Here is a 15,545-nt window from a genome sequence, read left to right on the forward strand (position 1 = left end):
TCAGTGGTCTCCATATCCGAAATAGGCCTGGCGCAGCGCGTCACCCTTCACGAGTTCGCGCGCGTCACCTTCGAGTGCGACTTCGCCCGAGCGCATCAACACCATGCGCCCGCCAGTGAGGCCTGCCCGCGTGGCACTCTGCTCCACGATCAGGAGGGTGAGGCCACGGCTGTCTCGCAGGCGGATCAAGGTGGCATAAACATCATCGATTACCTTCGGGGCCAGGCCGAGCGAAGGCTCGTCGATGGCGATGAGCTTCGGCCCAGCCATCAGCGCGCGGCCGATCACCAGCATTTGTTGCTGGCCGCCGGAGAGAACGCCCGCCTGCTGGTCCTTCCGCTCCTTCAGCATCGGGAACACGGCATAGACCTGCTCCATGTCGCGCGCCGCCTGGTCCTTGTCAGCCCGCATGCCGGTGCCGAGGCTCAGATTCTCCGCAATGGTGAGGCCTCCAAACACTTCGCGGCCCTCCGGCACCATGGAAAATCCCATGCGTGCGATATCTTCTGGCGCCCAGCCCGCTATCTGCTGGCCCGCGAACTGGATCGAGCCTTCACGCGGCGTGACCACCCCGGCAATGGCCTTGAGCAGCGTCGACTTTCCGGCACCGTTGGGGCCGGTCACGAACAGCGTATCGCCCTCATTTACGGTGATGCTGGCGCGGCGCAGGGCTGTGAGCTGACCGTAGCGCACTGAAATATTCTCAACCGCGAGGAGGCTCACAGCACCGCTCCTTCCGCGTCGGCCTGCGTGCCCATATAGGCGTGGCGGACTTTCTCCGAGGCCTTGATGACGGCGGGCGGGCCCACCTCGATCACCTCGCCTGAATCCAGCACATGGATATGGTCGCAGATGTTCAGCACCAGGCCGATGTTGTGCTCGATCAGCAGCACGCCGCATTTCACTTGCCCGATGATGCGGCGGATGAGCGTCGCCAGATCGCCCGCCTCCTCGGCGGACATGCCGGCGGCAGGCTCATCAAGCAGCAGATAGGTGGGCTCCAGCATCAGCGCGCGGCCGATGGCGACGCGGCGTTCATCCGTATAAGGAAGACCGCCCGCCAGCCGCTCCGCCAGATGCGAGATGCCGATCCATTCCAGCATCTCGTCTGCCCGGGTGGCCGCGACACGGCGGGAGAGGCCGAGGCCCACGCCTGTTACTTCCAGATTGTCGAGCACAGAGAGATCGGCAAAGAGGCGGCCCGACTGGAAGGTGCGCGCAATGCCCTTCTGGCGCATCTTGTGCGGTGGCACGCCAGAAATCGATTCACCATCAAGGCTGACGCTGCCGCCGGTGGGCGACTGAAAGCCCGTGAGGACGTTGACAAGCGTGGTCTTGCCCGCGCCATTGGGCCCGATGAGGCCCGTCACCTTCCCGCGCGGGATGTCCAGCGTCACATTCGACAGGGCGCGCAGCCCCTCGAAAGAGACGGAGACATCGGCGGCTGAGAGTGACTGGACCATGCGCCTCCGCTATTTATTCTTGCGCGTGATGACGTAGGAGCCGCTGGCATCGAGCTTCGCGGTCCAACCCGGTTCGATGACGATGGTGGTCGTCACCTCTTCGATGATGGCGGGACCAGCGATGGAAGCACCTGCCCCCAGCACGCCGCCATCATAGATCGGTGTTTTCGTGGACTTTCCCGATGCCTGGAAGATCGCCTTGCGATAGCCCTTCAACGCCTTGGCGGGGGTGCCGCCCCGCCCGAGCTTCGGCGCCTTGGGCTTGTCGATGCGGCCATAGAGGGTGGACTCGATATTGACCACCTCCACCGCATTGTGGCGCTCACTGTAAGTATAGAGTTCCTCATGGCGGCGGTGGAAGGCATCCTTCACCGTCTCGATGGTCTTGGCGTTGATGGGGAAGGTGCCGATATCCACCGTGCATTCATGGACCTGGCCCACATAGCGCATGTCGAGGCTGCGCTTCACATCGATCTGGCCCGATTTGAACCCGTCAGACTTCAGATGGGCAACGCCTTGCCTTTCGATCTCACCATAAAGCGTGTCGATGCGCTTGTAGGCGGCGGCATTGTCCAGCCGCAGCGGGGCGGTGGCCATGTAATTATACTTCACATCCGAGATGATCTGGCCGAAGGCGCAGAGACCTGACGCCAGCTTCGGCAGGATGATGGTGTCGATCCCCATCTCGCGAGCCAGTGCCGTGATGTGCGCGGCGGTGGCACCGCCTGCCCCCACCAGCACGAAGTCGCGCGGGTCATAACCGCGCTCGACGGACACGCGGCGAATGCCGTTCACCATATTGTTGTTGACAATGGTGTACATGCCATAGGCCGCGCGCTCGACCGAGATGCCGATCTTGTCCGCCACGCGTGCCTTGATCGCCTTCCTGGCCTTGTCGAGGTCCAGCGGCAGCTTGCCGCCGAGCAGGCCTTCAGGGTTGAGATAACCAAGGACGAGATTGGCGTCTGACGTCGTTGGCTCCGTGCCGCCTTGGCCATAACACGCTGGCCCCGGCTCCGAGCCCGCCGATTGCGGGCCGACCTGGATCAGGCCCAGCGAGTCGATCCAGCCGATCGAGCCGCCGCCGGCACCCAGCGTTTCCACCTGGATCATCGGCACGCCGATCCTGTAGCGCAGGAAATCGATGTTCTTGTTGAGGTTGGTCTGGCCGTCCTTCGTCAGCGTGATGTCGAAGGAGGTGCCGCCCATGTCCACCGTGATCACGTTCTTCTTCTTGAACGGTGCTGAGACATAGAGGCCCGCCTGCGGAGCAGACGCCGGGCCCGAGTTGATGGCGTAGACGGAGCGGTCCGTCATCGCCTGGCCAATCGCCAACCCGCCATTGGATTGAAAGTAGCGCACCGGCTGCTTGGCACCCAGCGAGCGGAAATATTCATCCACCGCCTTCACATATTTCCGCATGACGGGGGCGAGATAGGCATTCACCACGGAGGTGGAGGTGCGGGTATATTCGCGGATCTGCGGATAGAGATCGGAGCCAACGGTGAGGATGGCATCTGGCAGCATCTTGCGCACGATCTCCGCCGCGCGCCGCTCATGCGCGGGGTTCAGCACCGACCAGACGAAGGAAATGGCGATGGTCTCCACGCCTTCCTTGGCGAAAAGCTCGCAGGCCTCGCGCACATCCGCCTCTTCCATGGGCGTGCGCACGGAGCCATCCGAAATCACCCGCTCGCGCACGCCTTTGCGCAAATAGCGCGGCACCAGCATGGTGGCGGCGGGATATTCGGGGTCATAGCGGAAGCCGTCTTCCTTGTGGCCGTTGCGGATCTCGATTGAATCCTCATGGCCCGCCGTGCAGATGAGGCCCGTCTTGCCGCCCTTATGGGTGATGAGCGCGTTGAGGCCAACGGTGGTGCCATTGATGCAAAGATCGCAATCCGACACGAGGCCGGAGGGCGAGATGCCGAAATCATCCGCAATCAGCCTCAGGCCATTCTCGATGGCGCGGGTGGGATCTGATGGCGTGGAGAGTGACTTGAAGAGCTTCACATCGCCCGTCGCGCGGTTGGCGACGACGAAATCGGTGAAAGTGCCGCCGGCATCGATGCCCAGACGATAGGTGGTGCGCATGGTCCTGCCCTCCCCCATCACACGGATGACCGGAGCTGCCGCGTGGCAGCAAGGTCGACATCCAGCGTCTTGGGATCGGCAATCACCACGCCATAATCATCCTTCGCACCCTTGATGGAGACGAGGCCGTTCTTCACGTCCCACACCACCTTCTCGATGGGCCGCTCAAACGCATTGCCATAACCGCCGCCGCCCGGGTTCATGTTGGTGACAGTGTCACCCGGTTGGATCGTCTCCATGATGTTGGTGCGCTTCACCTCGCGCTTGCCGCCGCGCGTCAGCATCACGCGCCCGACTTTCGAGTCGATGTCCGTGGACTTCGCACCGGCCGCACCCATGGCTGGAATGCGCCGGCCTTCGCCGAAGCCGATGCAGAGCATTTCTTTGTCGAGGGGCTCCACCTCCCATGCGGTGCCGGAGCCGCCGCGGAATTTGCCGGCACCACCTGAATCCGTCATCAGCGCATATTTATGGATGATGATGGGGTAGGAATATTCAAGCAGCTCCACGTCTCCGCTGGTCAGCGCGCCGAAGCAGCACTCGGGGCCGACCGCATGCCAGCCATCCTGCTGCGGGGTTGCGCCGCCGCCGGAGATGATGGTGGCGAGCACCATGGTCACGAACTCCTCATTGGTGCGGGAGTCCCAGCCCGCGATGTTGAGGCCGTTGGCATGGCCCCAGCTTGCCGCGACCTTCGACGGCATGGCCTTCTCGAAGGCCAACCGCACGGCATCGGTGAGGGTTTCCATGGGAGTCGTGGTGCAGTTCATGTGGGGTGCGGGTTCAGCCGCGTTGCAGATGGTGCCCTTGGAGCCAAAGTCCACCGAGACGCAACGGTAGAGGCCTTCATTGTAAGGCGGCGGTAGGGCCGCGAACATCATCAGGCCGAGATAAACGCCCGAATGCGAATTGCCTTCGTAGGAATTGATGAAATAGGGAATTTGCGGCGGAGACGCGATGACGATGTGGCAGCCATCGCCCTTGATCGTCACCGTCGCCTGGATCTCGAAATCGCCGAAGCCGTGGCCTGCGTCTTCCAGAATGGCCACACCTTCATAGGTGCCATCCGGCACGGTCTTGATGAGGCCGCGCATGTGGCGGTCTGCCATGTCGAGCAATTCGTTGATGCAGGTGTCGACGGTCTTCTGGCCGTATTTGTCCAGCATGGCGATCAGGTTGCGCTCGCCCACCTGGCAAGCGCCGATCAGCGCGTTGAAGTCGCCCTCCTGGTCACGCCTCGCGCGCATGTTGGTGAAGATCATGTTGAGCACGTCGTTGCGCGGCTTGCCCTTGTCCCAGATCTTGACCGGCGGAATGCGCAGGCACTCGGCGTAAATGTCCTTGGCGTTGGGATTGTAACCAGCGGGCACCGGGCCGCCGATATCCGTCAGGTGGCCCTTGCACACCGTCCAGTAGACGAGCTTGCTCTTGTAGAAAATCGGCTTGTACATGCAGGTATCGATCGCATGGCTGCCGCCGAAGGCCGGGTCATTGTGGAGGATCAAGTCGCCATCATGGATGTCGCCGTCGAAGAATTTGGCCACCGCCTTCATGGCGGGGATGAGCGAGCCCAGATGGATGGGAATGTCCTGCCCCTGCAGGATCATCTCCGGCTTCGCATTGAAGAGGGCTGTTGAATAATCATGCGCGAGGTTGAACACGGAGGAGCGCGCCGTCTTCTCAAGTGACAGCGTCATCTCGCGCTGCGTCGTCTCCAGCACGCCGCGCACCACGGAGAGGGTGATCGGATCGAGTTTGGGGTTGCGCCTGGCCTTCATCATGTCCCTCACATCTCAATGCAGGGCAGGCCTGGGGCCTGCCCTGCTTGTCACGTTCAGCGCGCGGCTTGCTTCCAGGCGGCCGTCAGGATTGCGGTGCCCAGCGCCACTTTCAGGATCTCCGCGGGGATGAAGGGCATGAGGCCACCGGCCACCGCCTTTTCCGCACCGATCAGCATGCCAAGCCAGCCGAGGCCCAGCGCGTAGATGGCCACTTCGCCCACAAGCAGGATCGCCAGTGCGGAGAGAACCGTGCGGCCATAGCCCCTGTCGGCCAGGTAGCCCACGAGCACCGCGGCGAGCAGGAAGCCCGCGAGATAGCCGCCGGTGGGGCCCGCCATGTAAGCCAGCCCCGCACCCGTGGCGAAGACCGGCGCACCAAGGGCACCGAGGCCCAGCCAGGCCAGAACCGTGGAGCCGCCAAGCCGCATGCCCGCCGTGGCGCCGATCATCAGGACGGCCAGCGCCTGCAGCGTCATCGGCACGGGCCAGAACGGCACCTGCACCTTGGATGCGAGCGTCAGCAGCGCCACGCCGAGGCCCACAACCACGGCCTTGTGCAGCAGTTGCGACTTGGGCCAGACCGTTGAAAGAAGATTACCGTTCATGTTCCTGTTCCTCAGATTGACGTCTTGAGTTTTTCATAGTGCTTTGCCTGGTCCTTGCGGGCCTTCAGCGCCTGCGCCATCGTCACTTCAATAAAGCGCGCCGGCATGTGCGGCTGCAATTGCCCAATCAGGTCCATGTCGGCGGAGATGACGGTGCCGAGCATGAAATAACCGCCTCCCGATACCGCGTCGCGGTGGAGCACGATGGGCTCCGTGCCGCCCGGCACCTGGATGGAGCCATAAGGATAGCAGGCATCGACAATGTTGGAAGGGTCTGAGCCTGCGCCAAAAGGCGGCTCCCGCGGCACGAATTCCAACGGGCGGCCACCACGGAAGCGGTAGCCGATGCGGTCCGCCTCGGGCGCCACTTTCCACGTATCCGCAAAAAAGTGCTTGCCCGCCTCAGCCGTGATGCGGTGCCAGTAAAGGCCCGGCAGCATGCGGAGTTCGGCTGGCATGCTAGGCGCACGGCGGAGTTTCTCGGGGATTGTGCGGCCTTCCCTGGCCGCGCGTCCTGTGCCGACAGGAAGCTTGTCTCCCGCCTCGAGCTTGCGGCCCTTGAAGCCGCCGAGTGCTCCCAACGTGTAGGTGGAGCGAGACCCCAGCACCACCGGCACATCAATGCCGCCGGAGATGGCGATATAGGCGCGGGCCCCCTTCTTCAGAAAGTCGAAGGAGAGCGTCTGGCCCTTCTTCACCTTGAAGGAGGTCCAGGTCTCACGCGGGTCGCCATTGAGGCGCGGCGGAAGATCGGCACCCGTGACCGCCACGGTTGCATCCTCCGTGAATGTGAGTTCAGGGCCCATGAACACGGCTTCGAGGACGGCGGCCCCCTCCTTATTGCCCACGAGCAGGTTTGCGGCCTTCAAGGCCAGCCGGTCCATGCCGCCCGAGAGCGGAATGCCGATGTTGTAATAGCCGGGCCGGCCGAGGTCCTGCACCGTGGTCGAAAGGCCAGGCTTGATGACTTTAACGGCCATTGAGCGCCCCCATCAGCTTGGCGTTGTAACCATCCATGTCCTTCTTGAACTCGGCCAGGTCGAAGGTCACGTCCTTGGTCTTGAGGTTGAACTTGCCCTTCTCGACGGCGGCAACCGTGTGGTCATATTCCGCGCGGTCGATGGGCTTCCATTTGACGATGTCGCCTGGGCGGAACAGGCACATGAAGTCTTTCAGGTGCTTGATCTTCTGGTTAGGGTCATAGATCGGAACCGGGGTGATGCCGAACATCTGGTAGCCGCCCGCCCCCCGCACCGAATAGATGCAGCCGAAGCAGCCGCCGTGGCCCACTGTGAGCTTGGGCGTATCCGTCCGTGGGCGGAGATATTTTGGCGACTGGATCTGCCGCTCTCTGTCCACCATCTGGTAGAGGAAGGGAAGCCCCGCCACGAAGCCCACCATGGAGACGAACCAGGGCGCACCCGAATGTGCCTTGATGAAGCCGTCGACGCCATCGAGGTTGTTGATGCGCGCCGTATACTCGATGTCGGTCGACTTCGGGTCCTGGTGGCGCTCGCGGAAGCGCATCAGCGTCTCATGCGTCCACGGATCATTGTAGAGCACCGGAATTTCGATGATGCGCGACTTGATGACGGGCTTGGCCTTGGCCGCCGCCTTCTCGATCGCCTTGATCTCCTTCAACATGTCCGAAGGCTTGATCACGTCGGGATCGAACTTCACCTGCATCGAGGCGTTGGCCGGGCAGATCTCGGTCACGCCCTTGATCTTGGCCTTCTTGATCGCCGCCGCCATGGACAGCGATTTGAAGAAGGCGTCGAGAGACATTTCCTCGTCGCATTCGACGAAGATGTGCTCGTCGCCTCCATAGGAATACCGCGTCTTCATCTCTGCGCCATCCTCCCCTTTATCAACTCAGCCTGTGCGCATTGGCCTCGAGCCAGGGCTCGAGCCAGCGCGTGTGGAAATCTGCCCGTTTCACACTCTCGTCCTGAGCCAGCAGCTGGTGCAGTGGCTTGGTGGTCGAGAGGCCCTGAACGTCAAGTTCATCAAGGGCGCGTGCCATGCGCGCAATCGCCCGCTCGCGCGTCTCGTCCCAGACGATCAGCTTGCCTAGTAGCGAGTCATAGAAGGGCGGAACCTGGTAGCCCTGATAGAGCATCGTATCGAAGCGCGTGCCGGGGCCGCCGGGAACGCGCAAGTCCGTCACCGTGCCGGGTGCGGGCTGGAAGTTCTTCGCCGGGTCCTCGGCATTGATGCGCACCTCGATGGCGTGGCCGTGCATCTTCACGTCAGCCTGCGCAATCGACAACGGCGCACCGCCTGCGATCATGATCATCTCGCGCACCAGGTCGATCCCGGTGATCATCTCGGTCACCGGATGCTCCACCTGGATGCGCGTGTTCATCTCGATGAAGTAGAAGTGATGCGTCTCGTCATCATAGAGATATTCGAGTGTTCCGGCGCCGCGGTAGTTCACGGCTTCCGCCAGCGCCACAGCGGAGGTGCAGAGTTTCTCGCGCACATGCTGTGGCAGCACGGCGGAGGGTGCCTCCTCCCACACCTTCTGGCGGCGGCGCTGCAGCGAGCATTCGCGCTCGAAACAATGAATGGCGCGCGTGCCGTCCCCTAAGATCTGCACCTCGATGTGCCGGGCCTTCTTGATCACCTTCTCGATATAGAGCCCGCCATCGCCGAAGGCGGCCTTGGCTTCGGCTGAGGCCTGCGGCATCAGCGTCTCGAATTCGCTCATGTCATGGGCGATGCGGATGCCGCGCCCGCCGCCGCCTGCGGCTGCCTTGATCATGATAGGAAAGCCGATGGCCAGCGCAATGGTCTTGGCATGTTCGGGATCGTCCACGCGCCCGTCAGACCCCGGCACGACGGGAACGCCCGCCGCTTCCGCTGCAACACGCGCTGCCACCTTGTCGCCCATGACGCGGATCGAGTCACCCCTGGGGCCGACGAAAATCAGGCCAGCGGACTCCACCGCATCGGCAAAGCCCGCATTCTCGGCCAGGAAGCCATAGCCGGGGTGCACGGCGTCAGCGCCGGTATCCTTTGCCGCTTTCAGGATGTTCTCGATGTTGAGGTAGGATTTTGCGGCATGCGGGGGGCCGATGTTCACTGCCTCGTCCGCCATCTTCACCGCCAGCATTTCGGCATCGGCGACGGAATGCACCTGCACCGTCTTGAGCCCAAGCTCCCGCGCCGCACGGATGATGCGCACTGCGATCTCGCCGCGATTGGCAATGAGGAGCTTGGAGATAGCCATCCTCAGCCAATCTCCGCCAGCGGTTGCCCGGCCATCACCGGCTCTTCGTTTTCCGCCACAAAGGTGATCTGGCCCGCCGCTTCGGCCTTTACCTCAGTGAAAGACTTCATCACCTCGATCAAGCCGATAACCTCGCCCTTGGCAACCATGTCGCCGTCATTCTTGTAGGTGGGCTTGTCGGGTGCGGGCTTCCTGTAGAAGGTGCCGGGAAGGGGCGAGAGTAGTTGAGCCATGGTCTGTCCTCGTCGTTCAATTGATCAGGCAGCGTCGATATAGGGCTTCACCGCGGTCCGCACGGCTTCAGCGATGGCCACTGCATTGGGCGTATCGGAGTGCACGCAGATCGCATCCGCGCGCACCTCCACGTCGCCGCCGCCCACTCCCTTCACCTTGCTTTCGCGAATGGCGCGCAGGCAGAGCGCGGCGGCATGCACTGGGTCTTTCGCCTCATGCTCGCGGGTGATGATGAGGGATCCATCGTCACGGTAATCGAGATCGGCGTAGAACTCAGCGATGAGCTTGTGGCCGCGCGCCGTGTAGACGATCTCGTGGAAGGTGTTGATCATGCCCATCAGCGGCACCTTGAAGACGTCCGCTGCATCGGCCACCGCCTGGGCTGTCTCTTCCATGCGCGCCGCCATGCCGTAGAGTGAGCCATGCGGCTTGATATGGTTCAACACCATGCCCTCGGCTTCAAGGAAGCCTTTGAGTGCACCCACCTGATATATAATGCAGTTGGCAAGTTCTTCTCGCCCGATCTTCATCTCGCGGCGGCCGAAGCCCTGGAGATCCGGCAGCGAGGGGTGAGCCCCCACTTTGACGCCGTGCTTCTTGGCGAGCCGAACCGTGGCGCGCATGTGATTGAAGTCAGAACCGTGGAAGCCGCAGGCCACATTGGCGACGTCGATCAGGGGCATGAGCCCCACATCGTCACCCATTTTATAGAGGCCGAACGCCTCTCCCATGTCACAGTTGATGATCGTCACCTGTGCAACCTCCTTCCCTGTGTATTGCGCTTAAGCGCCATCTTGAAGGGAAGCTTGCTGGACAACTGAATTATTGTAAAATCAGAAAAACTGCGTTGCGATATCCAAAAAACAGATATGACCCTTTCCCTGAAACAAGTGCGCTATTTCATAGCAACGGCAGATGCCGGCCAGGTGAGCCAGGCGGCGATCGAGCTGAATGTCTCGCAATCCGCCGTGACTGCCGCCATCAAGCAGCTCGAAGCAGATGTGGGGGTTGCGCTGTTCCGGCGTCTGCCGGCGGGAGTGACGCTTACAGCTGAGGGCGCGCGCTTCCTCAACCATGCCCGCAATATCATGGCCGCCGTCACCGCTGCGCAGCACGCGCCACTGACCGAGGATACCGCCATTAGCGGGGCAGTACGGATCGGCGTATCCTATACGGTTGCTGGCTATTTCCTGCCCCGGCACTTTGCACGCTTTGCACGGAGCTACCCGCGTATTCAGGCCGAGCTTTATGAATTACCGCGCAATTCCATCGAAAGCGGCCTGAAGGACGGCTCACTCGACCTGGCTGTAATGCTCGTCTCAAACCTGCAAGACAGGAAGCGGCTGGCCTACGAGACCCTGATCCGTTCAAGGCGTCGCCTGTGGCTTCCCGTCGAGCACCGTCTGCTCGCGGCTGAAGCCATCACGCTCGAGGATGTTGCCAGCGAACCCTATGTGATGCTGACCGTTGACGAAGCCAACCAGACGGCTGCGCGCTACTGGAAGTCGGCCGGGCTTCGACCCAGCACAATTTTCACAACATCCTCCGTTGAGGCCGTGCGGTCACTCGTGGCGGATGGCATGGGGGTGACTGTGCTGTCGGACATGGTCTACCGCCCATGGTCGCTCGAAGGCCAACGCATCGAACTGCGCAATGTTGTGGCGGATATTCCGACCATGGACGTGGGGCTCGCCTGGAACCATTCCCGGGTTCAGAGCCCTGCCTCCCGCACCTTTCACGAATTCATGAGCCTGTCGTTCGGCGGCGCCGGGCACTAACGAGCCAAGACGAAGCGTTCAAGCTTGCCAAGCGTCTGCTGTCCCAATTCCACGGCCCCGAAACCCTTCGCCCCCTGGAAGGCGGCCGCAGTATCGAAGATCATGCCCAGCGTCACCATTGTTGCACCGCCGTGATCTTCGAAGGAGGCCCAGGCATCCGCATGTTTTGGGCCGTTTTCGCCCCAGTGTAGAGTGTAGCCGATCCTCTCCTCGGGCCGGACCTCATGATAGGTATGATGGTTGGGGAAGACGGTGCCGTCGGGCGCGATCATGTCGAACACCCATTCGCCGCCGGACCGCAAATCGATCCGTTTGGTTTGGCAGGAGAAGCCGTCCGGCCCCCACCATTGCGGCAGGGTCTCAGGGTTCAGCCAGGCCGCCCACACCACAGACCGCGGCGCCATGATGACCCGCTGGAGCAGCATTGTCCGCTCCGCAGTGGCGGAGAGATTATCCAGTCCCGCACCGAAGCCTGCGCGGTAACCTGCTTCCATGTTCTCTGCCAGTGCGGAGAGCTGGACAGTTACGACAAGGCGGCTGTGCTGCCCAGTGCCTGAGAATTCTGCCGTTACCAAGGCGGCGGATTTCGAAACCCCTTCAGATGAGACCACCTCGTAGTTCACGGCGTACTGTGCCGGCTGAAGTGCCAGCCAGCCGCATTCGCAGCAGATGTCCGGCTGGCCCTCAACCTTGCACAGAGAGACCTCGCGGCCACCAACCTTCGTATCCGCCTCCAGAAAATTTACGACGACTGAAGGTGATGGCGCTGCCCAGACGGCCCGCGCAGCAGGAGCCGTCCATACTTCCCATAGAACAGACAGCGGGGCCGCCATGTTCCGCTCAAAGGTAAGCGTGAAGAAGCGGTCCTCCGAATTATCAGGGGGCGCATGCTCCTGATGGCTTGCGGGGCGATCACTTGTCATATCTTCCGCTCCTTCATCACATTCATCACAAGCCTATCCAGCCGGTCGAGCCGGTTTTCCCAGATGGCGCGCTGTTGTTCGACCCAGACCCGGACCGGATCCAAAGCTTCGGGCACGATGGCGCAGGTGCGGATCCGCCCGTCCTTGGTTGAAGTTATCAGACCTGCACCCTCCAGTACCGAGAGGTGCCGCATTACCGTGGGGAGGCGCAGCCCTGTGGGGCCGGCCAGATCTGTAATCCGCGCGGGCGTTTCCGCCAACCGGGTCAGTATCGCGCGGCGGGTGGGATCGGCGAGTGCGTGAAAGATGTGCGAGAGACCGGTGTCATGCTTAGCCATGTCGCTAAGTATTGCAGAATTCGCGATAGGTGCAAGCAAATACTTCGTCAAGTGGCTAAGTTTTGTTCCGGAGTTGTTTGTGGCTGTACCGTTCCGTAACCTTACTGCATGTTCACAGCGGATGGCGCAGCGGGATGAAGAGCACCATAAGCAGGTGGCCCTGGCTAAGCTTCCTGCTGGCAGGAGGTTTGCTGGCCAGTCCGTGGGGTGTGAACTTTGTGTCGACCGCATTCTTCGCAAGCGAACAACTCTCGCGGAATATTGCGCGCCCTCTCCTAGCTATGGTGGCCTTTGCGTTGTTCGCGCTAATGGTCTGCGAGGTCTTGTTACGCTTGTGGCTCAACCGGAGGCGCACGAAGACGGCTATGATCAGGAAGTGAAGTGCGCAAGCCGTCGCGCGGATTACTGAAAGGTAACGCCTGCGCGCTTTAGCAACAGGCTATCCAGGCGGTCGAGAAAGGCCTGCTGCGCCTCAGCCGGATAATCAATCTCCGGCGGCGCATTGGAAAGAAGATTCATGGTTGCGTTTGACTCGAAGAATACAATACGGCCTTGCTCATCCACATCGAAATCCAATCCAAAGACATCAAGTGGAATGCGTTTGCCGATTTCTGCCAGGGCTGTCCACACACCGTCGCCCAGTTGTTCCGGATGCCGGAGAATAGCATCGGCATGTTCAAGAAGCGCCCTGTCCTGTTTGTAGGTCGCCTGGATACTCTCGGTCTTGCGGCCCTTCACGATCCAGTACGAATCGTAATCGGCCCGCATCAGCGTCGGTACACCGCCAACAAATGCCGCACGCATTCTCCGGTGCATGTTCTTGCGGTGTGTCAGCTTGATATAGTCGATGACGTATATATCTTTCTCCCCACGCGCCAGCAGTTCGGAGAGGGCGGCGCCTAGTTCTGCATTGTTGGTTGCGAGATGAAGGTGGGTCGCTTCCTGTTCACCGACTGTCCGCAGGATGACAGGATAGACAAACAGATCATTGATATGGGCTCGCACGGCGGGAAACAGCGCATGATCGAGTTTGAAATGCATGATTTTGGGAACGACCAGATTGTCTATGCCGCGCAGTAGATCCGCCGTCTCCTGCCTTGTGCAGCGAACCGCATTTGCAGCCGCGTTCACCACGGGAAAGCCTAGCGCCATCTCGTGCCCTTCCACTCTGCGCAGGTCACCCCGCTTCAAATTCTCGCCGTTCACGCAATTGTTAAGGGTGAGCGCCACTTCATTTGGACCGATTTCCCCCGCCAGCGAACGGGGCGGGCTTCCCACAAAGACCGAGAGAAAGCGATAGCGATCCGGCCGCAGCGCTTTGAGCTGACTCGGGAAATTGGCAGAAAAATGCTGCTGCACGGCCGGTTCCGTGAGCGTCTGCAGCGAGGGGTCCGGTGAAATCATCGCTATCGAGATGATCTGTGTATCCTCACGGCGCGACACATAAGCGGGTGCGGATTCCAGATAGCGCTCGAACAGACGTTCTGCTTCTTCCCTTCTTTTCAGGTGAATTGCGGCCGCACAGGCAAAGGCGATGGCTTCAGGCTTGTTGCTCCAACGGTAGGAAGGCGATCCCGCACGAGACAGGATGTCTGCGAAGAAAGTAGCCCTGTCCGCGGCCCGGAGCCAGATGTGCTCAAGTTCCCAACTGGCACCCGGGCGATCAAGAACCGGTGAGAGAAAGGAGGCGACATAATCATGTTCGCCGGCCCCGAGGAGCGCGAGGCTCAGGTTTTCAAAGGAAGCCGCGTCAAAATTCACGTCATCGACCAAGCTAGGCGATGGGAGACCCGGCCCAGCAAGTGCCGCCAGTTCCCGCCAGCGGCCCGCTTGTGCCAGCAGCCTTGCAAGGTTTCCGGCATATTTCAGCTTTTGCGCTGGAGTTGAAGCGCTTCCGATGGCCCGTCTCACGCATTCGATCGCCTCTGCTGGGCGACCGGTCACCGCCAGCGCAAGGCCCTTGAGGGCGAGGAGTTCCGCATTCTCCGGCGCCGAAGCGAGGAGCGGCTCAATCTTGATAAGGGCAAGGGCAGGATTGCCGCCACGGATAGCGGAAACAATCTCTTCATAATCAGTCATGTCACTTCCAGATAAGTGGCGCTCGAGCAGTCAAGCGGATTTGATTTCGGACATGCATGCCTTCTTGGAGAGGCGGTTTCAACAGTGCATTTCCTTGAGTGTGTGAAACGATTGCAAACTTTACGACCGGCTGTAAATATCGCGAAGGATGCGCATTGCGTTGGAATGGTTGCATATGTTGCGGATAAAGACGGTGAATGTTTACAACCTTGAAGATATTCCGGCAATGGCTGCCGCTGAGATCATCCAAGGCGTGACGCAAGAAGGCTGCCTGCTCATCCGCCAGACGGGCGGCGCAGCGGTCAACCATTCCCTGGCACTCTCCAGGTTGGGGCGGCACTTCGGCAGTCCCATCCGCCACCGGCTCTCCGACGAGGTGGGTGTTCATCCGATCAGGAACATCGCCGGCTATCCACGATATGCAAACACGACGAACGCCGACCTGCTTCTCCACACCGATGGTTCCTTCGAAGAAAGCCCGCCCCAAGTCATGCTGATGTCCTGCGAGCAGCCGGCACCCTCAGGCGGGCATTCGCGCATCAGCCGGGCGCGTGACATCTACGACCACCTTCGGCGCGAGGCCCCTGAAGATCTGGCTGGTCTTTGGTTAGCAGACAGCTTCACGATCACGCGGGATGACAGGAAATCCTCCAAGCCCGTGTTCAAGGAGGTTGAAGACGGCCGCATCGCCATGACGTTCCGGTTCGGCAGTGATGTGGAGATCGATGTCCACGCAAAGGCGGTGCGCGGCTACCAACGCATCGTGGCACTTCTCTCCGATCCCGCTAACTTCATTGAGTTCAAGCTTCAACCCAATGAATTACTCGCATTCGATAACACCGCCGTTTTGCATGGGCGAACTGATTTCCCCCCCGATGCGGGCCGGGTGCTGCATGGCCTGTGGCTCGACGGCGAGCCGGGGGGAAAGCGACTACCTCTTGGATTTAAACTTTAGATTACCAATCCATCAGTGGGAATTGAGGCTCTGGACCGCCCCACATGGCGAGACTAACGTCGC

Annotated in this window: 15 protein-coding genes; 2 read left to right on the top strand and 13 right to left on the bottom strand. The window is 61.1% G+C overall.

Annotated elements, in window-relative coordinates; translation table 11 throughout:
- The 10 genes from ACO06F_RS05695 to pxpA are packed head-to-tail and all read right to left on the bottom strand — an operon-like array spanning nt 1 to nt 10,161.
- On the bottom strand, nt 1-723 hold the full coding sequence (locus ACO06F_RS05695; protein ID WP_421695719.1) for an ABC transporter ATP-binding protein: 723 nt from the start codon (nt 721-723) through the stop codon (nt 1-3).
- Nucleotides 720-1,463, bottom strand: coding sequence for an ABC transporter ATP-binding protein (locus ACO06F_RS05700; protein ID WP_421695720.1), 744 nt, complete (start codon nt 1,461-1,463; stop codon nt 720-722). The genes ACO06F_RS05695 and ACO06F_RS05700 overlap by 4 nt, the downstream gene beginning before the upstream one ends.
- Nucleotides 1,464-1,472: 9 nt before the next feature.
- On the bottom strand, nt 1,473-3,557 hold the full coding sequence (locus tag ACO06F_RS05705; protein ID WP_421695721.1) for a hydantoinase/oxoprolinase family protein: 2,085 nt from the start codon (nt 3,555-3,557) through the stop codon (nt 1,473-1,475).
- Nucleotides 3,558-3,574: 17 nt separating this feature from the next.
- The gene (locus ACO06F_RS05710; RefSeq protein WP_421695722.1) at nt 3,575-5,338 is read right to left on the bottom strand and encodes a hydantoinase B/oxoprolinase family protein; all 1,764 of its coding nucleotides are present in this window, start codon (nt 5,336-5,338) and stop codon (nt 3,575-3,577) included.
- Nucleotides 5,339-5,391: 53 nt separating this feature from the next.
- Complete coding sequence (locus ACO06F_RS05715) at nt 5,392-5,943, bottom strand: biotin transporter BioY (protein WP_421695723.1); 552 nt, start codon at nt 5,941-5,943, stop codon at nt 5,392-5,394.
- Nucleotides 5,944-5,954: 11 nt separating this feature from the next.
- Complete coding sequence (locus tag ACO06F_RS05720; protein WP_421695724.1) at nt 5,955-6,923, bottom strand: biotin-dependent carboxyltransferase family protein; 969 nt, start codon at nt 6,921-6,923, stop codon at nt 5,955-5,957.
- Complete coding sequence (locus tag ACO06F_RS05725) at nt 6,913-7,788, bottom strand: 5-oxoprolinase subunit B family protein (RefSeq protein ID WP_421695725.1); 876 nt, start codon at nt 7,786-7,788, stop codon at nt 6,913-6,915. The genes ACO06F_RS05720 and ACO06F_RS05725 overlap by 11 nt, the downstream gene beginning before the upstream one ends.
- Nucleotides 7,789-7,810: 22 nt before the next feature.
- Nucleotides 7,811-9,175, bottom strand: a complete 1,365-nt coding sequence (locus tag ACO06F_RS05730) for an acetyl-CoA carboxylase biotin carboxylase subunit (RefSeq protein WP_421695726.1) — start codon at nt 9,173-9,175, stop codon at nt 7,811-7,813.
- A 2-nt stretch (nt 9,176-9,177) separates the two neighbouring features.
- On the bottom strand, nt 9,178-9,408 hold the full coding sequence (locus ACO06F_RS05735) for an acetyl-CoA carboxylase (protein ID WP_421695727.1): 231 nt from the start codon (nt 9,406-9,408) through the stop codon (nt 9,178-9,180).
- 24 nt (nt 9,409-9,432) lie between these two features.
- Complete coding sequence (gene pxpA, locus ACO06F_RS05740; protein ID WP_421695728.1) at nt 9,433-10,161, bottom strand: 5-oxoprolinase subunit PxpA; 729 nt, start codon at nt 10,159-10,161, stop codon at nt 9,433-9,435.
- A 117-nt stretch (nt 10,162-10,278) separates the two neighbouring features.
- On the opposite strand from pxpA, the gene ACO06F_RS05745 reads away from it, so the two are divergent.
- Nucleotides 10,279-11,187, top strand: a complete 909-nt coding sequence (locus tag ACO06F_RS05745; RefSeq protein WP_421695729.1) for a LysR family transcriptional regulator — start codon at nt 10,279-10,281, stop codon at nt 11,185-11,187.
- On the opposite strand, the gene ACO06F_RS05750 is transcribed toward ACO06F_RS05745, so the two are convergent.
- From ACO06F_RS05750 to ACO06F_RS05760, 3 genes are all read right to left on the bottom strand, one after another.
- On the bottom strand, nt 11,184-12,110 hold the full coding sequence (locus ACO06F_RS05750; protein ID WP_421695730.1) for an SRPBCC family protein: 927 nt from the start codon (nt 12,108-12,110) through the stop codon (nt 11,184-11,186). The two genes, ACO06F_RS05745 and ACO06F_RS05750, sit on opposite strands and share 4 nt — an antisense overlap.
- Nucleotides 12,107-12,448 (bottom strand): ArsR/SmtB family transcription factor, encoded by a 342-nt coding sequence (locus ACO06F_RS05755; protein ID WP_421695731.1) that lies wholly within the window; start codon nt 12,446-12,448, stop codon nt 12,107-12,109. Before ACO06F_RS05755 ends, ACO06F_RS05750 begins: the two co-directional genes overlap by 4 nt.
- Before the next feature lie 402 nt (nt 12,449-12,850).
- A complete protein-coding gene (locus ACO06F_RS05760; RefSeq protein WP_421695732.1) occupies nt 12,851-14,527 on the bottom strand; it encodes a hypothetical protein in 1,677 nt (558 codons plus the stop codon).
- 175 nt (nt 14,528-14,702) lie between these two features.
- Between ACO06F_RS05760 and ACO06F_RS05765 the strand changes: the two genes are divergently transcribed.
- The gene (locus ACO06F_RS05765) at nt 14,703-15,482 is read left to right on the top strand and encodes a TauD/TfdA family dioxygenase (protein WP_421695733.1); all 780 of its coding nucleotides are present in this window, start codon (nt 14,703-14,705) and stop codon (nt 15,480-15,482) included.
- Nucleotides 15,483-15,545 lie beyond the last annotated feature (63 nt).

The sequence above is a fragment of the Aestuariivirga sp. genome (genome assembly GCF_965227715.1).
Taxonomy (GTDB): Bacteria; Pseudomonadota; Alphaproteobacteria; order Rhizobiales; family Aestuariivirgaceae; genus Aestuariivirga.

Coding starts and splice junctions, on each gene's coding strand:
- ACO06F_RS05700 (WP_421695720.1), bottom strand. CDS start 1,463: ATGGTCCAGTCACTCTCAGCCGCCGATGTCTCCGTCTCTTTCGAGGGG.
- ACO06F_RS05705 (WP_421695721.1), bottom strand. CDS start 3,557: ATGCGCACCACCTATCGTCTGGGCATCGATGCCGGCGGCACTTTCACC.
- ACO06F_RS05710 (WP_421695722.1), bottom strand. CDS start 5,338: ATGATGAAGGCCAGGCGCAACCCCAAACTCGATCCGATCACCCTCTCC.
- ACO06F_RS05715 (WP_421695723.1), bottom strand. CDS start 5,943: ATGAACGGTAATCTTCTTTCAACGGTCTGGCCCAAGTCGCAACTGCTG.
- ACO06F_RS05720 (WP_421695724.1), bottom strand. CDS start 6,923: ATGGCCGTTAAAGTCATCAAGCCTGGCCTTTCGACCACGGTGCAGGAC.
- ACO06F_RS05725 (WP_421695725.1), bottom strand. CDS start 7,788: ATGAAGACGCGGTATTCCTATGGAGGCGACGAGCACATCTTCGTCGAA.
- ACO06F_RS05730 (WP_421695726.1), bottom strand. CDS start 9,175: ATGGCTATCTCCAAGCTCCTCATTGCCAATCGCGGCGAGATCGCAGTG.
- ACO06F_RS05735 (WP_421695727.1), bottom strand. CDS start 9,408: ATGGCTCAACTACTCTCGCCCCTTCCCGGCACCTTCTACAGGAAGCCC.
- ACO06F_RS05745 (WP_421695729.1), top strand. CDS start 10,279: ATGACCCTTTCCCTGAAACAAGTGCGCTATTTCATAGCAACGGCAGAT.
- ACO06F_RS05750 (WP_421695730.1), bottom strand. CDS start 12,110: ATGACAAGTGATCGCCCCGCAAGCCATCAGGAGCATGCGCCCCCTGAT.
- ACO06F_RS05755 (WP_421695731.1), bottom strand. CDS start 12,448: ATGGCTAAGCATGACACCGGTCTCTCGCACATCTTTCACGCACTCGCC.
- ACO06F_RS05760 (WP_421695732.1), bottom strand. CDS start 14,527: ATGACTGATTATGAAGAGATTGTTTCCGCTATCCGTGGCGGCAATCCT.
- ACO06F_RS05765 (WP_421695733.1), top strand. CDS start 14,703: ATGTTGCGGATAAAGACGGTGAATGTTTACAACCTTGAAGATATTCCG.